This is a genomic window from Janthinobacterium sp. SUN026 (assembly GCF_030397625.1).
In the GTDB taxonomy this organism is placed as follows: domain Bacteria; phylum Pseudomonadota; class Gammaproteobacteria; order Burkholderiales; family Burkholderiaceae_D; genus Janthinobacterium; species Janthinobacterium kumbetense.
On the sequence record NZ_JAPQNU010000001.1, the window covers coordinates 1,212,771 to 1,232,307 of the forward strand.

The 19,537-nt window shown below is 61.5% G+C and carries 18 protein-coding genes; 8 read left to right on the forward strand and 10 right to left on the reverse strand.

The annotated features are described in order from the left end of the window. Positions 1–38: 38 nt before the first annotated feature. Complete coding sequence (locus OX459_RS05475; protein ID WP_289904136.1) at positions 39–1,745, forward strand: lactate permease LctP family transporter; 1,707 nt, start codon at positions 39–41, stop codon at positions 1,743–1,745. Positions 1,746–1,803: 58 nt separating this feature from the next. Here the strand turns inward: OX459_RS05475 and OX459_RS05480 are convergent, their stop codons facing one another. Beyond that, positions 1,804–2,331: an NADPH-dependent FMN reductase gene (locus OX459_RS05480; protein WP_289904137.1), complete on the reverse strand. Its 528-nt coding sequence runs from the start codon at positions 2,329–2,331 to the stop codon at positions 1,804–1,806. Between the two features lie 99 nt (positions 2,332–2,430). Next, positions 2,431–2,664: a DUF3563 family protein gene (locus tag OX459_RS05485; RefSeq protein ID WP_077407407.1), complete on the reverse strand. Its 234-nt coding sequence runs from the start codon at positions 2,662–2,664 to the stop codon at positions 2,431–2,433. Between the two features lie 424 nt (positions 2,665–3,088). On the opposite strand from OX459_RS05485, the gene fucP reads away from it, so the two are divergent. Beyond that, positions 3,089–4,393: an L-fucose:H+ symporter permease gene (gene fucP / locus OX459_RS05490; RefSeq protein ID WP_092607048.1), complete on the forward strand. Its 1,305-nt coding sequence runs from the start codon at positions 3,089–3,091 to the stop codon at positions 4,391–4,393. Between the two features lie 51 nt (positions 4,394–4,444). On the opposite strand, the gene OX459_RS05495 is transcribed toward fucP, so the two are convergent. Continuing rightward, entirely contained in the window at positions 4,445–5,338 is an 894-nt protein-coding gene (locus tag OX459_RS05495; RefSeq protein ID WP_289904138.1) for a LysR substrate-binding domain-containing protein, read from the reverse strand. Positions 5,339–5,497: 159 nt separating this feature from the next. Here OX459_RS05495 and OX459_RS05500 point away from each other — a divergent pair, with 159 nt between their 5' ends. Continuing rightward, positions 5,498–6,991, forward strand: a complete 1,494-nt coding sequence (locus OX459_RS05500; protein ID WP_289904139.1) for a succinate CoA transferase — start codon at positions 5,498–5,500, stop codon at positions 6,989–6,991. A gap of 64 nt (positions 6,992–7,055) precedes the next feature. Here the strand turns inward: OX459_RS05500 and OX459_RS05505 are convergent, their stop codons facing one another. Both OX459_RS05505 and OX459_RS05510 read right to left on the reverse strand, forming a co-directional pair. Further along, positions 7,056–7,427 carry a hypothetical protein gene (locus OX459_RS05505; protein WP_289904140.1) on the reverse strand — a complete coding sequence of 124 codons (372 nt, stop codon included), beginning with the start codon at positions 7,425–7,427 and terminating at the stop codon, positions 7,056–7,058. A 96-nt stretch (positions 7,428–7,523) separates the two neighbouring features. Continuing rightward, positions 7,524–8,186, reverse strand: coding sequence for a TetR/AcrR family transcriptional regulator (locus OX459_RS05510; RefSeq protein ID WP_289904141.1), 663 nt, complete (start codon positions 8,184–8,186; stop codon positions 7,524–7,526). Between the two features lie 302 nt (positions 8,187–8,488). On the opposite strand from OX459_RS05510, the gene OX459_RS05515 reads away from it, so the two are divergent. Then, a complete protein-coding gene (locus tag OX459_RS05515) occupies positions 8,489–9,610 on the forward strand; it encodes a M14-type cytosolic carboxypeptidase (RefSeq protein ID WP_251350487.1) in 1,122 nt (373 codons plus the stop codon). Between the two features lie 12 nt (positions 9,611–9,622). Next, positions 9,623–10,087, forward strand: a complete 465-nt coding sequence (locus OX459_RS05520; RefSeq protein ID WP_289904142.1) for a CYTH domain-containing protein — start codon at positions 9,623–9,625, stop codon at positions 10,085–10,087. Between the two features lie 215 nt (positions 10,088–10,302). Here the strand turns inward: OX459_RS05520 and OX459_RS05525 are convergent, their stop codons facing one another. The 5 genes from OX459_RS05525 to OX459_RS05545 form a co-directional block, all read right to left on the reverse strand. After that, positions 10,303–11,556, reverse strand: a complete 1,254-nt coding sequence (locus OX459_RS05525; RefSeq protein ID WP_289904143.1) for a DUF2863 family protein — start codon at positions 11,554–11,556, stop codon at positions 10,303–10,305. A 213-nt stretch (positions 11,557–11,769) separates the two neighbouring features. Next, positions 11,770–14,490: an aconitate hydratase AcnA gene (gene acnA / locus OX459_RS05530; protein ID WP_099667065.1), complete on the reverse strand. Its 2,721-nt coding sequence runs from the start codon at positions 14,488–14,490 to the stop codon at positions 11,770–11,772. Between the two features lie 88 nt (positions 14,491–14,578). Next, positions 14,579–15,133 (reverse strand): hypothetical protein, encoded by a 555-nt coding sequence (locus tag OX459_RS05535; RefSeq protein WP_099667066.1) that lies wholly within the window; start codon positions 15,131–15,133, stop codon positions 14,579–14,581. A 13-nt stretch (positions 15,134–15,146) separates the two neighbouring features. Next, positions 15,147–16,145: an aldolase/citrate lyase family protein gene (locus tag OX459_RS05540; RefSeq protein ID WP_289904144.1), complete on the reverse strand. Its 999-nt coding sequence runs from the start codon at positions 16,143–16,145 to the stop codon at positions 15,147–15,149. Positions 16,146–16,255: 110 nt separating this feature from the next. Then, positions 16,256–17,245, reverse strand: coding sequence for a malate dehydrogenase (locus tag OX459_RS05545; RefSeq protein ID WP_034789110.1), 990 nt, complete (start codon positions 17,243–17,245; stop codon positions 16,256–16,258). A 305-nt stretch (positions 17,246–17,550) separates the two neighbouring features. On the opposite strand from OX459_RS05545, the gene OX459_RS05550 reads away from it, so the two are divergent. The 3 genes from OX459_RS05550 to sdhD all read left to right on the forward strand — a co-directional run bounded on the left by OX459_RS05550 (position 17,551) and on the right by sdhD (position 19,535). Continuing rightward, positions 17,551–18,438 carry a GntR family transcriptional regulator gene (locus OX459_RS05550; protein ID WP_289904145.1) on the forward strand — a complete coding sequence of 296 codons (888 nt, stop codon included), beginning with the start codon at positions 17,551–17,553 and terminating at the stop codon, positions 18,436–18,438. Positions 18,439–18,744: 306 nt separating this feature from the next. After that, positions 18,745–19,167 carry a succinate dehydrogenase, cytochrome b556 subunit gene (gene sdhC / locus OX459_RS05555; RefSeq protein WP_034752080.1) on the forward strand — a complete coding sequence of 141 codons (423 nt, stop codon included), beginning with the start codon at positions 18,745–18,747 and terminating at the stop codon, positions 19,165–19,167. 2 nt (positions 19,168–19,169) lie between these two features. Further along, complete coding sequence (sdhD, locus tag OX459_RS05560; protein WP_034752078.1) at positions 19,170–19,535, forward strand: succinate dehydrogenase, hydrophobic membrane anchor protein; 366 nt, start codon at positions 19,170–19,172, stop codon at positions 19,533–19,535. The last annotated feature ends 2 nt before the right edge of the window (positions 19,536–19,537 follow it).

A 19,537-nucleotide genomic window follows, 5' to 3' on the forward strand; every position in this document is an offset into this window, starting at 1 on the left:
TTTTTCAATCAACCCGCATCCACCGGAGGAGACCCGACATGCAAACCTGGACCCAACTTTATACACCGCTCGGCAGCCTGTGGCTGTCGTCCCTGGCGGCAGCCGTTCCCATCATTTTCTTCTTCATCGCCCTGGCCGCGCTGCGCATCAAGGGCCACGTGGCGGCCGCCGTCACCCTGGCGCTGGCGCTGGCCGTGGCGATTTTTGCGTACGGCATGCCCGTGCCGCAGGCGCTGGCGGCGGCCGGCTATGGTTTTGCGTATGGTTTGTGGCCGATCGCCTGGATCATCGTCACGGCCGTCTTCCTGTACAAGATCGTCGTGAAAACGGGGCAGATCGAGATCATCCGCGCCTCGGTGCTGTCGGTCACGGACGACCAGCGCCTGCAGGTGCTCTTGATCGGCTTTGCCTTCGGCGCCTTCCTGGAAGGAGCGGCCGGTTTCGGCGCGCCCGTGGCGATTACCTCGGCCCTGCTGGTGGGCCTGGGCTTCAACCCGCTGTATGCGGCGGGCCTGTGCCTGATCGCCAATACGGCGCCCGTGGCCTTTGGCGCCATGGGCATCCCCATCATCGTGGCGGGCCAGGTGACGGGCATCGACCCGTTCCTGATCGGCGCCATGGCGGGCCGCCAGTTGCCGCTGCTGTCGCTGGCCGTGCCTTTCTGGCTGGTCTTCATGATGGATGGCGTGCGCGGCGTGCGCGAAGTGTGGCCGGCCGCCCTGGTGACGGGCGCCAGCTTTGCCGTCACCCAGTATTTCACGTCGAACCATATCGGGCCGGAGCTGCCGGATATCACTTCGGCCCTCGTCAGCCTGGTGTCGCTGACCCTGTTCCTGAAAGTGTGGCAGCCGAAGAATGCCAAGGTGGTCAACGCCGTCGGCGGCGGCGCCGCCGCGCTGTCCGGTTTTGGCGGCGGGGCAGGCAATGTGGACTTGCGCGGCAGCGGCAGCCGCGCCGCCTCGCCCTACACGCTGGCGCAGACGGCGCGTGCCTGGGCGCCGTTCGGCCTGCTGACAGCCATCGTCACCGTCTGGAGCCTGCCCGGCTTCAAGTCCCTGTTCGCCGCCGGCGGCGCGTTATCCAGCCTGGTCGTCAAGATCCACGTGCCTTACCTCGATAAACTGGTGATCAAGACGATGCCCATCGTGGCGGAGCCGAAAGCGTATGACGCCGTCTTCAAGCTTGACCTGCTGTCGGCCGTGGGCACGGCGATCTTGCTGACGGCCGTGCTGTCGATGTGGATGCTGCACATGAAGCCGCGCGATGGCATCAAGGCCTTCGTCGAAACGCTTGTGGAATTGCGCCGTCCCGTGCTGTCGATCGGCCTGGTGCTGGCGTTTGCCTTCGTAGCCAACTATTCGGGCATGTCGTCCACCCTGGCCCTGCTGCTGGCCGGCAGCGGCGCCGCCTTCCCGTTCTTCTCGCCGTTCCTGGGCTGGCTGGGGGTGTTCCTGACGGGGTCCGATACGTCGTCGAATGCCTTGTTCTGCTCCCTGCAAAACACGACGGCGCACCAGATCGGCGTGTCCGACACCTTGCTGGTGGCGGCCAATACGACGGGCGGCGTGACGGGCAAGATGATCTCTCCCCAGTCGATCTCCGTCGCCTGCGCCGCGACTGGCCTGGTGGGCAAGGAATCGGACCTGTTCCGCTTCACCTTGAAACACAGTCTGTTGTTTGCCGTCATCATCGGCGTCATTACCATGCTGCAGGCGTATGTGTTCACCGGCATGATCCCGCATTGAGCGATCCGTAGAAGTACGTAGTAAAACTAGATGAATTGATAGTAAAACGTGCAGATGGTCATGAAAATGACCTGATGCACTGCAGCATATCGAGCAGGGCCCGGCGCAATGCCGGGTCCGCGGCGATGCCTTCCGCATCGAGACCCGATCCCAGCAGGGGCAGGCTGATGCAGGCTTCGTCGATCAGGCGCGCCGACATGGTGCTTACCGTTTCGCGCAACGCCGCCTGCGCATTCGTGGCGCGCGGCGAGGCGTTCAGCAGCACCAGCGGCTTGTCGATGAACGACTCATTTCCCACCATCCAGTCCAGCGCGTTCTTCATGGGGCCGCTCACGCCGTGCGCGTATTCGGGGCTGGCGAGCAGCAGCACGTCGGCCGCCAGGATGGCGTCGCGCAAGCCCGTCACGGCCGGCAGGCTGTCGGCGTCGAGGTCGGGATTGAACAGCGGCAGGTCACCGAGCCCCTGATAGATGCGAATGTCGAATGGCGCTGGGGCAAGCCGGGCGATGGCGCGCAGCAGGGAGGTGTTCAGCGAGGCGGCGCGCAGGCTGCCGGCGATGGCGAGGATGGTAATGGGCGTTTGCATCCCGCCTGTATAGCCCATCCTGTGCTCAAGCGCAAGGCGAGCAGGATGGCGCTATCGTTGTTGCAACAGCCGATGATGGGCTGCGTGCTGCAGTACTAATTAACGGCTCAGGCCGCTCATCCAGGTGGGTTGCGGGTTGGCACGTGCCAGTTCGCGCATGCGGTATTCCAGATCGTAGCGGTCGGTCGATTCAGCCAGGTAGGCTTCTTCATAAGCGCGTTCGCGGCGGTCGCTGCTTTGGTTCAGCCAGGCACCGACGCGCTTGGCGGCGTGGACCAGGGTGGCGACGATATTGCTGTTTTGCGTGGTGTGGTAAGTAAATGCGGTAGACATGGCAGACTCCTTGAGTGGCGTGCCGCGTTGTGCTGCACTGCAATATAAGTATAGCGATTCCAAGTTATAAGGCTACTTTTGATTTCAAATGTCAGCTATTCATTTTTCAAATAATGGTCGCTAAAGCTGCGCAATACGGGGCTTTAAGGCATAATGCCGGCGCAGGATCGTAGTTTTACTACAAGACGTTTTTGTCCTGGATGTTGTTTTCAGACGCAGCCCGCAGGCATGCCGCGCCCACAAGACATCGTTCTGACGAGAAACGGTCGGCCGCACGCGCGAGATGCCATGCCTGCCCCGTATCGCTGATGGCAGTCATGGCCCACGCTGATATCTGCGTGGCGCTTGCGCGTCTTGGTGCTGCCCGGGTGGAAACGCTTCCATGCCTGGCGCGATCAACTTGGAATTGAAAAATGGAGAAGGTATGGAATATGTAAAGCAAGGCCAGGGCGTACCGTCCGCACGGGCCGGCACGCAAAACAATACAGGCGCCCTGATCATTGTCACGGTGCTGTTTTTCATGTGGGGATTGCTGACATCGCTCAATGATGTGCTGATTCCCCATCTGCGCTCGATCTACACCTTGACGTATGTCCAGGCGATGCTGGTGCAGTTCTGCTTCTTCGGCGCCTACGCCATCGTTTCGCTGCCGGCCGGCATGCTGATCAAGAAAATTGGCTACCAGCGCGGCGTCGTCGCAGGTTTGCTGATCGCGGCCGCCGGCTGCGCCATGTTTTACCCGGCGTCCACCGGCAGCTATGCGCTGTTCCTCTTGTCCTTCTTCATCCTGGCGGCCGGCATCACCGTGCTGCAGGTGGCGGCCAATCCGTATGTGACGGAACTGGGCGACCCGCAGACGGCGTCGAGCCGCTTGACCCTGACGCAAGCGTTCAACGCGCTGGGCACCACCGTGGCGCCTGCGCTGGGCGGCATGCTGATTTTGTCGGGCACCGTGCTGACGGTGCAACAGTTCGACCTGCTGCCGGCAGCCGAGCAACTGGCTTACCGCGCCAAGGAAGCCGCTTCCGTGCAAGGCCCGTACCTGGTGCTGGCCGCCACCCTGGTGATCCTGGCCGTGCTGTTCGCGCTGGCAAAATTGCCGAAGATTTCGCATGCCGACGATGCGGCCGCCGTGGCGCAGGATGGCCACAAGGTGTCGATCTGGTCGCACCGCCACCTGGTGCTGGGCGCGCTGGCCATCTTCCTGTATGTGGGCGGTGAAGTGAGCATCGGCAGCTTCCTGATCAACTTCCTGGGCGAGAGCCATATCGCTGGCCTCAGCCACGCCGACGCCGCGTATTTCGTCAGCTATTACTGGGGTGGCGCCATGCTGGGCCGCTTCGTCGGCTTTGCCGTGATGCGCTATGTCAGCCCGGGCAAGACCCTGGCCTTCAACGCCGCCGTCGTCATCGCGCTGATCCTCGTCGCCGTGTTCTCCAGCGGTCACACGGCCATGTGGGCATTGATTGCCGTGGGCCTGTTCAACTCCATCATGTTCCCGACCATCTTCAGCATGGCGCTGAACAAGCTGGGCGCGCAAACGGGTCAAGGTTCGGGCATCCTGTGCATGGCCATCGTCGGCGGCGCCATCGTGCCGTTCATCCAGGGCTTCCTGGCCGACCACATCAACCTGCAGCTATCCTTCCTCGTGCCGGCCCTGTGCTACACCTTCATTCTGTACTTCGGCTGGAAGTACGCCAGCATGTACAAGGACGACGCCGCCAAATAAGCAAGGTGGCGCGATCGATCAAAAGGGTGGCCTCGGCCACCCTTTTTTACGTCAGTGCGCGAACTGCGTGCCCAGCACGTCCTGGCACACTTCGAGCCAGGCGCGCGCCGCGTGCGACAGGTAGCGCCCGCTCCAGACGTGCGCCACCTGCCACGCCACCTCCGGCTCGACGATGCGCACCGCCTCCAGCCGTTCGCCGGCCAGGCGGTGGATGAACGGCTCGGGCAGCAGGGCCACGCCCAGGCCGGCCGAGGCCATCGCCACCAGCCAGTCCCACTGGCCGCTCTGCGCGGCGATGGTCGGCGTGAAGCCCGCTTGCGCGAAATGCTGGCGCAGGCTGCGCGTGAGCGCGAAATCATCCTTCAATAACACCAGCGGCAAGTCGGCCAGCGCCTTGAAGGGCAGTGTCGTGCGGTTTTTCTGGAACGTGCCCGGCTCGGCCAGGGCCCAGATCGGGTAGTTGGCCACTTCCACGGCCACGAGATCGAGTTCCGGGTCGGCCGGCAGCACCGTCATGCCGATTTCCAGCTCGCCGGCCGCCACCTGGCGCTCGATCTGCTGGCCCGTGTCTTCCTGCAGGGTCAGGCTGATGTTCGGGTGGCGCGCGCGGAAGGCTTTCAATACGGGCGTGAACAGCACGTTTATCATGGGCGGGATGCCTACTGTCAGGCTGCCGCGCTGCAAGGTCTGGGTGTCGCGCACTTCCAGGGTCAGCTGGCGCATATTGGCCAGCATTTCCTGGCCGTGCTGGTAGACGATGCGGCCCGTGTCCGTCAAGGTCAGCTTGCGCCCGTCGCGCACGAGCAATTGTGCGCCCACCTCGTCTTCCAGCTGGCGCACCATCTTGCTGATGGTGGACTGGGTCAGGTGCAGCGATTCCGCCGCCTGCGTAAAGCTCGACAGGCGCACGGTTTCGACGAAATAGCGCAGGGAACGGATATCCAAGAGGGGCTCGGCGTTGGTAGGGCATGAAAATATCGACTGGATGTGACGAAATTAATTCATGCCATGCATGTAAGCGGGATTTTATACTGAATCCACTTATGGGGTTGGTGTATGACAGCCATCCAGTTTGAGAATATTAAGAATATCAGGAGCATCACGATGTACGAGGACCGTATCCGCCACCCAGGCTTGCTCAGCAAAATCATGAGCGCCGATGAGGCAGCCAAATTGTTCCACAACGGCATGCGTGTCGGCATGAGCGGCTTTACCCGTGCCGGCGACGCCAAGGCCCTGCCGCGCGCGCTGGCCGAGCGCGCCCTGCAAGACCCGTTGAGCCTGACCCTGATCACGGGCGCTTCGCTGGGCAATGGCAGCGACGGCCTGATGGCCGAAGCGGGCGTGCTGGCGCGCCGCATGCCGTTCCAGGTCGACCCTGTGCTGCGCGGCAAGATCAACAACGGTGAAGTCATGTTCATCGACCAGCATCTGTCGGAGACGGCCGAGCAGCTGCGCTCGGGCAACCTGGCGGCCGTCGATATCGCCGTCATCGAGGCCACCGCCATCACGGCGGCCGGCGCCATCATCCCGACCATGTCGGTGGGCAACTCCGCCGCCTTTGCCCAGCAGGCCACGCAGGTCATCATTGAAATCAACCTGTCCACGCCGCTGGCGCTGGAAGGCTTGCACGACATTTATATTCCGCAAACCCTGCCGGGGCGCGAGCCGATTCCCCTCACGCGCGTGGACCAGCGCCTGGGCAGCACGGCCATCGCCATCGACCCGGCCCGCATCGCAGCCATCGTCATCACGGACAGTCCCGACAGCCCGTCGAACGCCTTGCCGCCCGATGCGGAAACGCAGGCGATCGCCGGCCACGTGATCGCCTTCCTGCAAGGCGAAGTGGCGGCCGGGCGCATGGGCCCGGAATTGCTGCCCCTGCAGGCGGGCATCGGCACCATCGCCAACGCCGTGCTGCATGGCCTGATCGGCTCGCCCTTCCGCAACATGACGATGTATTCGGAAGTGCTGCAGGACAGCGCCATCGAGTTGCTCGACTCGGGCCAGCTGGCGTTTGCCTCGGCTTCGTCGATTACCCTGTCGGCCGCCGTGCATCAAAAGCTGATGGACAATATCGACCATTACCGGTCAAAAATCGTGCTGCGCCCGCAAGAGATCAGCAACCACCCGGAAATCGTGCGCCGCCTGGGCATCATCGCCCTGAACACTGCGCTCGAGTTCGATATCTACGGCAACGTCAATTCCACGCATGTGTGCGGCACGCACATGATGAACGGCATCGGCGGCTCGGGCGACTTTGCGCGCAATGGGCAAGTGTCGATGTTCGTGTCGAAATCGGCGGCCAAGGGCGGGCGCATTTCCAGCGTCGTGCCGATGGTCTCGCATGTGGACCATACGGAGCATGACGTCGACGTGCTGGTGACGGAGTGGGGCTATGCGGACTTGCGCGGCCTGGCGCCGCGCGAACGGGCGCCGCTGATCATCGAACGCTGCACGCACCCAGACTACCGCGCGCAACTGCGTGCGTATTATGACGCGGCATGCCAGCGCGGCGGCCATACGCCGCACATCCTGGAGCAGGCGCTGTCGTGGCACACGCGCCACCAGGAAACGCAGAGCATGCTGGCAGCGTAGCAGCTGCGCTAACATCAGGATAGGGCAGGGCGGTGCGGCACCGCGCCTGCCTTTTTGTTTTTCCTCAGTACATATGCAGCGCCTTGGCACCCAAGCCCAGCAGGGCAAACGTGGTGGTGGCCTGTATGCCCATGAACCACAGGAAGTGGGTGTGCATGTGCTTGCGGATGTCGCCCAGTTCCGTGCGCAAGGCATGGCAGTCGCCGCGCAAGTCGCCGCGAAACTGCGTCAGGTCGGCGCGCAGCAACTGCGATTCGTCGCGCAACTCCGTGCGTACATTGTCGAGGCCGTCGCCAAGACGCTGTTCCAGGGTCTTGAACCATAGCCGGTCATGTTCCCGGTCCGTTTCCAGTTTTGTCAGGCGCGCTTCCATGCGTACAGCATTGTGCGCGCCTTGCTGTTTGTCAAGCCGGTCCGTGGCATAGGCTTCGTTCATCTCGCCCTCCTTCGCGCGAGCCGCGCTGCACCAGCGCAGGCGGCTTCACTCCACTGTCCGCCTTTTCTGTCGGGACGGTTTGCGCTGGATCAAACGTCAGAAAGCCGGTGCAAAGCGCAGACGGATACCTGCCGTGACGACGGCCAGCAAGTCGTCGATATGCGCGTTCATTTCCGGGTGCGGCGTCCACGGGTCGCCCGCATCCATGACGATGCGCAGCGACACGAGGCCATGCAGCGATTGCCAGAAGACTTGCGTCATCGTGTGCAGCGCCGGCTCGTCCTGGCGCACCTGGCCCGCTTGCGCCAGTTCGGTAAACAGGTGCAGCGCGTAGGCGTACGGATCCTGCTCGATATTGCCGTGTTCGACCTCGACGGCGTCGATTTCCGCGTGCGGCCGCAATTCCATGAAGATCAGCGAGTATTCGTCGGGATGCTGGAAGCCGTACTCGATGTAGGCGCGGCCGACCAGGGTGATGCGCTGCCACGGATCATCGCTGGTAGCGCACGCCGTGCGCATGGCGCGCACCAGTTCCAGCAAATCCTTGTCCATGGCCTGGGCGATCAGGGTGGCCTTGTCGCGGAACAGGGCGTACACGACGGTGGTGGAAAAACCGGCCGCCTCGGCTACCTTGCGGATGGAGACGGCGCGCGCGCCGCCCTTCTTGATGAGATCTTTGACGACGTCGATGATGTGCTCGCGCCGCGCCTGAGCCTCGCGTAACTTTCTTTCCTGGATGTTAGTTAACTTCTTGTCCACGACTCTTTCCTGGCGACTCTATGAAAGCAAGAATTATAGGGGGCCGACCGGGCGCCAATGTGTCAGCCGTTGTTACAAAGCAGTTTTTTGTCCGGTAGATGCAACAGCTGACCGATTTTTCGCGCTTTTGCCTGGCACTTTTCCATCGATGCCCCGGATTGGTGCATAAAACGCCGGGCCAGGCTTTGCGAACGGTGCCAAAGGGCGGAAAATAGCGGGATAGCTTACACTGCGTTTTTTAGCGCAACGGCGCCAGCCCACGAGGCAACGCCGGAACACTTACATTCGGACGGGATCATTACATGACCATTAAAATCAGCCAGAACTTCGACTCGGGCGCCATCGACGTGGTGAGCGCCACCAGTGCCGGCGCCATCGACCTGAACTTGCGCAAGGATAGCCACGCCGACATCCACCAGTGGTTCCACTTCCGCCTGCAGGGCGCGCGCGGCCAGGCGTGCACGATGCGCTTCCTGAACGCGGGCCAGGCCACCTATCCGGCCGGCTATGAAGACTACCAGGCCGTGGCCAGCTACGACAGCGAAAACTGGTTCCGCGTGCCAACGTCGTTCGACGGCCAGGTCATGACGATTTCGCACACGCCGGAACTCGACAGCGTGTACTACGCGTATTTCGAGCCGTATTCGTGGGAACGCCATCTGCGCCTGCTGGGCGAAGTGGCCGAGCATCCGCTGGCGCGTGTGTCCGACCTGGGCAGCACGGTCGACGGCCGCGACATGAACATGGTGACCATCGGCAATCCGCAGGCGGAAAAGAAAATCTGGGTCATCGCGCGCCAGCATCCGGGCGAATCGATGGCCGAATGGTTCGTCGAAGGCTTGATCGACTCGCTGCTGGACGACGCCAACCCGATCGCGCGCAAGCTCTTGCAGCGCGCCGTGTTCCACATCGTGCCGAACATGAACCCGGACGGCTCCATCCGCGGCAACCTGCGCACGAATGCGGCAGGCGCCAACCTGAACCGTGAGTGGATGACGCCATCGCTGGAGTCCAGCCCGGAAGTGCTGTGCGTGAAAAACAAGATACACGAAACGGGCGTCGACATGTTCTTCGACATCCACGGCGATGAAGCGCTGCCGTACAACTTTGTGGCCGGCAATGAAATGTTGGAAAACTTCACGCCGGCGCAAGCGGCGCACCAGAAAGCCTTCATCGAGCGCTACAAGCAGGCCAGCCCCGACTTCCAGGACAAGTTCGGCTATGCCGCCAGCAAGTACAAGTCGGACATGCTGACCCTGGCATCGAAGTACGTCGGCCACCACTTCGGCTGCCTGGCGCTGACCCTGGAAATGCCGTTCAAGGAAAACGCCGACTTGCCGGATCCGGCCGTCGGCTGGAACGGCGCGCGCAGCGCGGCCCTGGGCGCGGCCATGCTGCAGCCTATCCTGCTGTCGCTGGATTGAACGGCGTTGTTCATGGGTATCGAGATCGAGCGTAAATTTCTGCTTGCCGGCGACGCCTGGCGCGGCCTGGGCCAGTCGGTCCTGCTGCGCCAGGGGTATTTGTCGTCCGCGCGCGAGCGCGTGGTGCGCGTGCGCATCGAAGGCGAGCAGGCGATGCTGACCATCAAGGGGGCGAACGTGGGCGCGACGCGCGGCGAGTGGGAGTATCCGATTCCGCTGGCCGACGCGGCCGAACTGCTCGACGGCCTGTGCGAACAGCCGCTGATCGAAAAGGTCCGTCACCGCATCGAACACGCGGGCATGGTGTGGGAAGTCGACGAGTTCCTGGGCGCCAATGCGGGCCTGGTGGTGGCGGAGATCGAACTGGCTTCGGAAGACCAGCCGTTCGAGAAACCCGACTGGGTCGGCGCGGAAGTGTCGGGCGATGCGCGCTACTACAACGCGAACCTGATCCGCCACCCGTTTTCACAGTGGTGACGAGGCGTCAAAAAGCTTGTTGAAATGAAAAAGGCGGAACTGGGGTTCCGCCTTTTTTTGTCTTTGAACGACTTGTCATCAACGTATCTACACCTCTTCAAACCGTAGCGAGCAAGCCCGATATCGGGTTGAGTAACGCAGCGGTACTAGAGTACCGCGAGTAACGCCGACCCGAGAGCGGGCTGCGCAGTAGGTTTGAAGAGCGTGTCATCAGATCAATGGAAATGCTCGGTACCTTGCGGCGTATCTTCCGGCATTTCCGCATGCGCCAGCTCGCCCACCGGGTCGGCAAACAGGGGCGCGCCGCAATCGTCGCAGTATTCGCCGACAAAACGTTCCGCGTGGCGTTTGATCTGCGTCACGCCGGCGGCGTTCAGATGTTCGATAATTTCATCGACGGGCGTCTTTTGCTTGTCCAGCGCGGCGATGCCGACCTGGATCAGGCCTTCGATCGGCGTGCCATCCTCGTCTTCCTGGCCGTACAAAGGCCAGACGATGCCGTAGATGACGTCCGGCGCCTGGCGCAGGGTGAAGGCGATGCGGTACTCGTCCACCTGGCCATCGGCCGCTTCCTCGCCGAAACCGGCGATGACGGCGCGCAGTTCCGACGGCTCGATGGCCAGCGTGTGCGTCAGGTAGTGCACGGCGGCGCGCACGGAGACGGGGCGTATCAGCTTGTCCGCTTCGCGGCAGGCCACGTAGTACGCTTCCGGCAGCAGCAGTTCCAGGCCGCAGCCCGGCAGCAGGCGGGCAATCGTTGGCGTCGCCTGCGCGCGCCATTGTTCCAGGGCGGCGCTGCGCTCCTTGATGAAGTCGGCCTGGCTGGCCGGCGTCTGCCAGCGGAACAGGGGGGCGCCGCTTGGGGCCACCACGGCCACCAGCAGGTAGCGCGTATCGGCCAGGAAGGGTGCCGTTTCCGCCTCTTTGCCTGATGGCTTGACTGCCGTGCCTTTCAGGGCGGCCAGTGCCAGCTTTTGCGTCTTGGCATAGGTTTCGACGTGGCTGCGCGGCAACTGGTCGATCGAATACAGGGTCGGCGCCATGGCCATCTTCGTGCCATCGGCCAGCAGGTGGGCGGCGAAATGTGCGGACAATACACCGTGCGCGTCGCCGGCCATGGGGCCGGAGGCGATGGAAAAGCGCGTCCACGCGAGGATGGGCACGGCCACCAGCAGGGCGTCGTAGCGCACGTCTTCATGCGTGACGACGGTCGATTCGCTGACGGCTTCAACGCAGTCCATCAGCACGTCGTAGGCGTTCAAGTCTTCCTTGAACAGGCTGCCCAGGGTGTTGTCGATGGTGTCCTGGTGGCCGGTTTTGAGTAATTTCTGGAGCTGCGTATCCAGGCTGTGTTCCCAGGACCGCTCTTCGAGACGGCTGGCTGCCTGTACGATCGCCTGGGCAAAGGTGACCAGGCGCTGGCTGTCGGCAGTCAGTTTATGGGATGAATCTTTGGAAGGACGACGCATAGCGGGATAAGAGTCTCGGAAAGTGAAAAAAATGGATCAGTCAAACAATGATAAACCCTTATAACCGTATTGTAGAGGATTCAGCCGCACGCAATACGTAAGCTGTCCTTAGATCATGCCAATAGTCTGAATTTCAAGGAAAAACGGGGTGCCGGGACGAAAAAAAGCGCCGGTCGGAACCGGCGCTTTTATCTTACCTCACAGCTGGGCTGATTACTCGGCCAGCAGTTGACGCAACACGAATGGCAGGATACCGCCATGCTTGTAGTAGTCGACTTCGATCGGCGTATCGATGCGCAGCAGGACTTTGACTTCCTGGCTGGAGCCGTCGGCGCGGTGGATCACCAGGGTAGCCAGTTGCTGTGGCTTGATTTCGCCTTCGAGGCCTTTCAGGTCGAAGGTTTCCTTGCCGGTGATGCCCAGGGTTTGCACGCTGTCGTCGCCGATGAATTGCAGCGGCAGCACGCCCATGCCCACCAGGTTCGAGCGGTGAATACGCTCGAACGAACGGGTGATCACGGCTTTCACGCCCAGCAGTTGGGTGCCCTTGGCTGCCCAGTCGCGCGACGAGCCCGTGCCGTACTCTTCGCCGCCGAAGACCATGGTTGGCGTGCCTTCAGCAACATATTTCATCGCTGCGTCGTAGATCGACATTTCTTCGCCGGAAGGCTGGTGGATCGTGATGCCGCCTTCGACTGCCGAACCGTCCGCTTTCGCAGGGATCATGCGGTTCTTGATGCGCACGTTGGCGAACGTGCCGCGCATCATGATTTCATGGTTGCCGCGACGCGAGCCGTAGGAGTTGAAGTCCGCTTTCAGGACGCCGTTTTCCTTCAGCCACTTGCCTGCAGGACCGTTTTCCTGGATCGAGCCGGCTGGCGAGATGTGGTCGGTGGTGATGGAATCGCCGAACACGCCCAGTGCGCGCGCGCCTTCGATGCCGGTGGCCACTGCCGCTGGCGTCATCGAGAAGTTGTCGAAGAACGGTGGTTCCGCGATGTAGGTCGATTTCGGCCAGTTGTAGACTTGACCGGACACGGTGGTGACTTTCTCCCACAGCTTGCCTGGCGCGCCCTTGACGTCCGCGTAGTTGTCCTTGAACACTTTGGCGTTCATGGCGAACTTCATCATGGCCGAGACTTCAGCCGAGGTCGGCCAGATGTCGCCCAGGTAAATGTCCTTGCCGCCCTTGCCCTTGCCGACTGGTTCCGTCATCAGGTCGCGCGTCATGTTGCCGGCGATGGCGTAAGCGACGACCAGCGGTGGCGAAGCGAGGAAGTTCGAGCGGATGTTCGGGTGAATACGCGCTTCGAAGTTACGGTTGCCCGACAGCACGGCCGACGCGACGATGTCGTGCGTGGCGATCGCTGCGTTCAGCTCAGGCGTCAGGTCGCCCGCATTGCCGATACAGGTGGTGCAGCCGTAGGCGGTCACGCCGAAGCCCAGTTTTTCCAGGTATGGCAGCAGACCGGCGGCCGTCAGGTACTCGGTCACGACGCGCGAGCCAGGGGCCAGCGAGGTCTTGATGTGCGGAGCGACTTTCAGGCCGGCTTCCACTGCTTTCTTGGCCAGCAGGCCGGCAGCCAGCATCACGCTCGGGTTCGAGGTGTTGGTGCACGAGGTGATCGCGGCGATCAGCACGTCGCCGTTCGACACTTTTACGCCGTTCGTCGTTTCGTACACGGCAGCCAGGTCGGCCGGGTTCTTGTTGAAGCCGTTTTCCGTCGTTGGCTTGGCGAACAGCTCGGCGAAGTTCGCCTTGACGTTGCCGATTTCGATACGGTCTTGCGGGCGTTTCGGGCCGGCCAGCGACGGAGCGACCGACGCCAGGTTCAGTTCCACCACGCGGGTGTAGTCGATGTCGCCCGCTTTTGGCACGCCGAACAGGTTTTGCGCCTTGAAGTAGCCTTCGAACGCGGCGATTTCAGCCTTGCTGCGGCCAGTGCCCTTGAAGTAATCGATGGTGGCTTCGTCGACAGGGAAGAAGCCCATGGTCGCGCCGTATTCCGGGGCCATGTTGGCGATCGTCGCGCGGTCGGTCAGGGTCAGCGATTCCGTGCCTTCGCCGAAGAATTCGACGAACTTGCCAACGACTTTCTCTTTGCGCAGCAGTTCGGTGATGGTCAGTACTAGGTCGGTGGCGGTGCAGCCTTCGCGCAGCGCGCCCGACAGGTTCACGCCGATGACGTCTGGCGTCAGGAAGTAGACCGGTTGGCCCAGCATGCCGGCTTCCGCCTCGATGCCGCCCACGCCCCAGCCGACCACGCCGATGCCGTTGATCATGGTGGTGTGCGAGTCGGTGCCGACCAGGGTGTCAGGGTAGTACACGTCGCCGGCTTTCTTGCCTGCGTGGTGCACGCCGCGTGCCAGGTATTCCAGATTGACCTGGTGGACGATGCCGAAGCCTGGTGGCACGACGCCGAAGGTGTCGAAGGCTTGCATGCCCCATTTCATGAACTGGTAACGCTCGTTGTTACGCGAGAATTCCAGTTTCATGTTCAGGTCCAGCGCTTTCTTTTCGCGGTAGTGATCGATGGTCACCGAGTGGTCGACCACCAGGTCGACCGGCACCAGCGGTTCGATTTTCTTCGCGTTGATGCCCATCTTGGCGGCCACGTTGCGCATCGCTGCCAGGTCGGCCAGCAGGGGCACGCCGGTGAAGTCTTGCAGCACGACGCGCGCCACTACGAACGGGATCTCGTCGGTGCGCTCGGCGGTCGGGCCCCAGCTCGCCAATTGCTTGACGTGTTCTTCGGTGACTTTTTTGCCGTCGCAGTTGCGCAATACCGATTCGAGCACGATACGAATCGACACTGGCAGGCGGGAGACATTGATGCCCAGGCTTTTTTCCAGCGCAGGCAGGGAGTACAGCTTGCCCTTCTTGCTATCCGAAATATTAAAGTCCTTGAGCGTGTTCAGAGTGTTGCGGGACATGACCTCTCCTTGTTGGGTATCGTCTATTTATTGATTATTCAAATTACAAAACATGACTGAGCCCCCGAAGAGGCCCTTGCTGCTCACATCAGCCGCCGGTCGCCGGCAGCACGCCCAGCGATGGTGCGGCTTCCACCACTGCCGCTGGCTTGGCTTGCTCCGCATCCTTGCATTCATTGGCCAGCTGGCGGCCCTGCTTGGAATCGAGCAGCATGCCTTTGGCCGGGATGCCGATCCAGACGAGACCATATAAACGGTTCTCGAAGCGGTTGGCGCCGGTGGTGGTGCCCACGCGGCTCAGGCGGTGCAGGCGCTTCTTCCAGCGCAGGGCGATGTGTTTGTCGTCAGTCGCATTGGTGTAGATGGTAATTTTATTACCAAGTTCACAATTAAAATCGGTGGAAGCGGAGCCGGCGGTGTCCGGCTCATCGGACTCTTCCTTGTCGACCACCGACATGGCGAGCGGATGCGCTTCCTTGGCGGCAGCTTTGGCCTTGGTGGCCTTGGCTTTCGGCTTGGCCTTGACGGCCTTGGCTTTTGCCGGCTCCTTGGTGTCCGTGGCGGCGAAGCTGGCCGGCGCCAGCGTGAGGGTCATGGCGCCCAGCGCGACGCTGCAGGCAATGGCTAATTTGGAGAGGGACATCGTGTAATTCCTGTCAGTTTTCAGTGGTGCTGGAAGAGGGGGTGTTGAGCAATGCAGCGGCCGCCTCGGGCAGGCCGAGGCCTGCCAGTTTGGCGCGTTGCAAAACGGTCCAATAATATCGGTAGCTGGCGCGGTCGTGCAAGCGGCCATTTTGCGCAATCGGTCCCCAGTTGGCACGCAGCGCTTCATTGAGGATATTGCTGGCTTCGTTGACTTCGGACAGGCGCGGCGTGAAGGCCTTGATGATGGGCTTGATCTGGTCCGGGTGGATGCTCCACATGCGCGTGTAGCCGAACTCGGCTGTCGCGCGCTGGGCGTCATTTGCCACCACGGCCGAATCGCGCACGTCCGTCGTCACGTTATGCGACGGCACCTTGCCGTGCGCGTGGCAGGCGGCGGCCACTTCCAGCTTGGCGCGCACCACCAGCGGATGCGTGAACTGGCCCGGCGTGCGCATGGCGGCGGCGGGAATGGCGCCGTAGTGGGCCGAAACGAAATCCATGATGCCGAAGGACAGGCATTCGACCTGGGGCAGGGCGGCGATCGCGTAGGCGTCGCGCAGCGCGCCATGCGTCTCGATCAGGATATGCACGGGCAGGTTGTCGCGGCCGGCGCGGCGCGCGTGCAGGTTGATCAGGTCGATGGCCAGCATGGCATCCTGCACGCCGCCCACCTTGGGTACGGCGATATAGGCCAGGCGGGACGCGGCGCTGCAGATGATTTCCACATCGCGCGCGAAAAACGGGCTGTCGACGTCGTGCACGCGCACACCGATGCGGTTGAACTGGTTCTCGTCGCTGGCCAGCAGGCCGGCGATCATGTGGGCGTGGGATTCTTCATTGCCGGCGCTGGCGCCGTCTTCGCAGTCGAACGTGATGTCGAACAGGGGGCCAAGCTCTTGTTGCAAAGCAATCGATTTACGCATCAGCTTTTCAGAGCCGGCGTAGTGGTCGCAAGCGGCGAGCAACAGCGGCTGGCGTTTGCCTTGGAATAAAACCTCGGAAGGGTGCATGCTTAAGGCATTTCTGCAGGTAAAAACTACTTGAGAAAACAGCCGCGCCGCGAATGTCGCGGGCGGCCTTCTTGGCGGGCGGCGCTCAGGCCGCGCCGCCAATACTGGATTTACGCCAGCAGGTGTTTCACGCCTTCGCGCTCTTCGGTCAGTTCTTTCAGGGTCAGGTTGATGCGCTCTTGCGAGAATGCATCGATTTCCAGACCTTGAACGATGGTGTACTCACCGTTGTCGGTGGTGACCGGGAAGCCGAACACGGTGCCTTCAGGAATGCCATACGAGCCATCCGAAGGAACGCCCATGGTGGTCCACTTGCCGGCGGTGCCCAGCATCCAGTCATGGATGTGGTCGATGGCGGCGTTCGCTGCCGACGCTGCCGACGACAGGCCGCGCGCTTCGATGATGGCCGCGCCGCGCTTGCCGACGGTTGGCAGGAAGGTGTTGGCGTTCCATTCCTGGTCGTTGATCAGGTCCTTGACAGCCTTGCCGTTCACGGTGGCGAAACGGTAGTCGGCGTACATCGTTGGCGAGTGGTTGCCCCACACGGTCAGCTTTTCGATGTCTTTCACTGCGGTGCCGGTCTTGGCAGCGACTTGCGACAGCGCGCGGTTGTGGTCCAGGCGCAGCATGGCGGTGAAGTTTTTTGCCGGCAGCGATGGCGCCGATTTCATGGCGATGTAGGCATTGGTGTTGGCAGGGTTGCCGACCACCAGCACTTTGACGTTGCGCGAAGCGACGGCGTCGAGCGCCTTGCCTTGCACGGTGAAGATCTGGGCGTTCGCTTCCAGCAGGTCCTTGCGTTCCATGCCTGGGCCGCGTGGACGCGCGCCAACCAGTACGGCCACGTCGACATCCTTGAAGGCGGTCAGCGGATCGGAGTGGGCGGTCATTTCCGTCAACAGCGGGAACGCGCAGTCGTCGATTTCCATCATCACGCCCTTGAGCGCCTTCTGGGCTTTTTCGTCCGGGATTTCAAGCAATTGCAAGATGACAGGCTGGTCTTTGCCGAGCATGTCGCCATTGGCGATGCGGAACAACAGGGCGTAGCCGATCTGGCCGGCGGCGCCGGTCACTGCAACACGCATTGGGGTTTTAGCCATGATGAATCTCCAAAAATGGGAAAGAAAACGGGCTTGAAGCTGGGCTTACGCTTATCCGGAAAAACTATAATGATACCAAAACCGGCCCGCGCCACCGAATTGCTGGTGTACGCTGCCGTCACGCTTGTGCTGCACGAGGCCAGAGTGGCTGGCCGACAACATAAAACGCTGGCTCACAAGTTTTATCGAGGGCAGTTTAGGCCTCCGATCTCTATCTGTCAATCATATCTTATGTCTTATATAAGACAGATAACTGCGTGTGTTTTACTGGACGCGGGCAGTGATTTGTGTTGAAATGTCGGACTATGAATTCCGCCTCGTCCAATCTGACCAACAATGCCACTGCTGCAAGCGGGGCGGTCAGTCCGACCGCGGGCACCCCGGCCACGCCTGTTGCCGCAGCGGCCAGCACCGCCTCCGCCCCTGTTGCCAGCGTCAATGCCACCGCTGCCGTGCCAGCGCCTGCCGCGAATGCCTCGCCCACCTTCAGTCCCCTGTACCAGCAGATCAAGGCGCTCATCACGCAGAGCCTGCAATCGGGCGAATGGAAGCCGGGCGAACTGATTCCCAGCGAAGTCGAGCTGGCGGGCCGTTTCAAGGTCAGCCAGGGCACGGTGCGCAAGGCCATCGATGAACTGGCCGCCGAGAATCTCGTCATGCGCCGCCAGGGCAAGGGCACCTTCGTGTCCACCCACCATGAGGCGCGCGCACATTTCCGCTTCCTGCGCCTGGTGCCGGACGAAGGCGTGCCGCATTATCCCGAAAGCAAGTTTATCGAAGTCAAGCGCGTGCGCGCGCCGGCCGACGTGGCGCGCCTGATGGACCTGAAGTCCGGCGACGCCGTCATCTTCATCAAGCGCGTGCAGTATTTCGACGGCGTGCCGACCATCGTCGAGGAATTGTGGCTGCCCGGCCTGATCTTCAAGGGCCTGACGGCCGAGCGCCTGGTGGAATACAAGGGCCCCATGTACGGCCTGTTCGAAACGGAATTTGGCACGCGCATGATCCGCGCGTCCGAACAGATCCGCGCCGTGTGCGCCGACGCGGGCGCCGCGCAATTGTTAAATATCGACCTCGGCACGCCCTTGCTCAGTTCCGAGCGCGTGTCGTTTACCTACGGCGACAAGCCGGTCGAACTGCGCCGGGGCTTGTACCTGACCAGTCGTCATCATTATCAGAATGAACTCAGCTGAAGCGGCGGGGCGCCCGTGGGCGTCCGAACAAGCAGCAAGGCTGAAGTGCATCGCTTGCAAGATGCCTGCCGCAAGGCTGGCAACGGAGACAACGGAAAGCGCAGCGACAGCATGGCCCGCCCCGGCGGGCCGTGTTTTGCCGGCGATTCTGTAATTAAATTACGTGAACTACGGAAAGTAGCGCGGTATTTTGTAGTAAAAAACCATTTTGGTTATATGTAACAATAGATATTGGTATGGGTTGCGAAAATCGGCGAAAATCGCGGCTTCAATATTTAGTTGAAATTCAAAGGGGAGGTTTTTGTTATGTCTGAAGCCGTAAGAGAAGTACCAAAAAAAGAACGGCCGCAATTCCGTAACATTCATGTTACCGAATTGTCGAACTACCGCATGGCTGTCGGCGCCATCGTCTCGATCCTGCATCGCATCAGCGGTTTCATCATTTTCGCCTTGCTGCCGTGCATCCTGTACATGCTGGAACTGAGCCTGCGTTCCGAAATGTCGTATGCCTACTTCCAGGGCATCGCCTCGCACTGGTTCGTCAAGCTGATCACCCTGGGTCTGGTCTGGGCCTTCCTGCACCACTTCTGCGCCGGCATCCGCCACCTGTTCATGGATGTGCACGTTGCCATCGAAAAAGATTCGGCACGCAAGACCGCGTCCTCCGTGCTGGTCGTGAGCCTGGTGCTGACGGCTTTGGTCGCTTTGAAACTGTTTGGAGTATTTTAAACATGGCAGACAATAATATCGGACCGAAACGCCTCGTCGTCGGTGCCCATTACGGCTTGCGCGACTGGCTGGCGCAACGCGTTACCGCCATCGTCATGGTGGCCTATGTTGCCATCCTGCTTATTTCTTTCCTGACCGGCAGCAACTTCAGCTATGAAGGCTGGGCTGGTCTGTTCGCACAGCAGTGGTTTAAATTGTTCAGCCTGGTGACCTTCGTCGCCCTGTTCTACCACGCATGGGTCGGCGTACGCGACATCTGGATGGACTACGTGAAAAGCGCTGGCCTCCGTCTGACCCTGCAAATTGCCACCATGCTGTGGTTGATCGCTTGTGCCGGCTGGACGGTACAGATACTCTGGAGTGTGTAATC

What these genes read in the sequence shown, in the direction of transcription:
- OX459_RS05475 (WP_289904136.1), top strand. Translation starts at nt 39, where the DNA reads ATGCAAACCTGGACCCAACTTTATACACCGCTCGGCAGCCTGTGGCTG.
- OX459_RS05535 (WP_099667066.1), bottom strand. Translation starts at nt 15,133, where the DNA reads ATGTCCCTCTCCAAATTAGCCATTGCCTGCAGCGTCGCGCTGGGCGCC.
- fucP (WP_092607048.1), top strand. Translation starts at nt 3,089, where the DNA reads ATGGAATATGTAAAGCAAGGCCAGGGCGTACCGTCCGCACGGGCCGGC.
- OX459_RS05525 (WP_289904143.1), bottom strand. Translation starts at nt 11,556, where the DNA reads ATGCGTCGTCCTTCCAAAGATTCATCCCATAAACTGACTGCCGACAGC.
- OX459_RS05480 (WP_289904137.1), bottom strand. Translation starts at nt 2,331, where the DNA reads ATGCAAACGCCCATTACCATCCTCGCCATCGCCGGCAGCCTGCGCGCC.
- sdhC (WP_034752080.1), top strand. Translation starts at nt 18,745, where the DNA reads ATGTCTGAAGCCGTAAGAGAAGTACCAAAAAAAGAACGGCCGCAATTC.
- OX459_RS05550 (WP_289904145.1), top strand. Translation starts at nt 17,551, where the DNA reads ATGAATTCCGCCTCGTCCAATCTGACCAACAATGCCACTGCTGCAAGC.
- OX459_RS05485 (WP_077407407.1), bottom strand. Translation starts at nt 2,664, where the DNA reads ATGTCTACCGCATTTACTTACCACACCACGCAAAACAGCAATATCGTC.
- OX459_RS05515 (WP_251350487.1), top strand. Translation starts at nt 8,489, where the DNA reads ATGACCATTAAAATCAGCCAGAACTTCGACTCGGGCGCCATCGACGTG.
- sdhD (WP_034752078.1), top strand. Translation starts at nt 19,170, where the DNA reads ATGGCAGACAATAATATCGGACCGAAACGCCTCGTCGTCGGTGCCCAT.
- OX459_RS05540 (WP_289904144.1), bottom strand. Translation starts at nt 16,145, where the DNA reads ATGCACCCTTCCGAGGTTTTATTCCAAGGCAAACGCCAGCCGCTGTTG.
- OX459_RS05520 (WP_289904142.1), top strand. Translation starts at nt 9,623, where the DNA reads ATGGGTATCGAGATCGAGCGTAAATTTCTGCTTGCCGGCGACGCCTGG.
- OX459_RS05545 (WP_034789110.1), bottom strand. Translation starts at nt 17,245, where the DNA reads ATGGCTAAAACCCCAATGCGTGTTGCAGTGACCGGCGCCGCCGGCCAG.
- OX459_RS05505 (WP_289904140.1), bottom strand. Translation starts at nt 7,427, where the DNA reads ATGAACGAAGCCTATGCCACGGACCGGCTTGACAAACAGCAAGGCGCG.
- OX459_RS05500 (WP_289904139.1), top strand. Translation starts at nt 5,498, where the DNA reads ATGTACGAGGACCGTATCCGCCACCCAGGCTTGCTCAGCAAAATCATG.
- acnA (WP_099667065.1), bottom strand. Translation starts at nt 14,490, where the DNA reads ATGTCCCGCAACACTCTGAACACGCTCAAGGACTTTAATATTTCGGAT.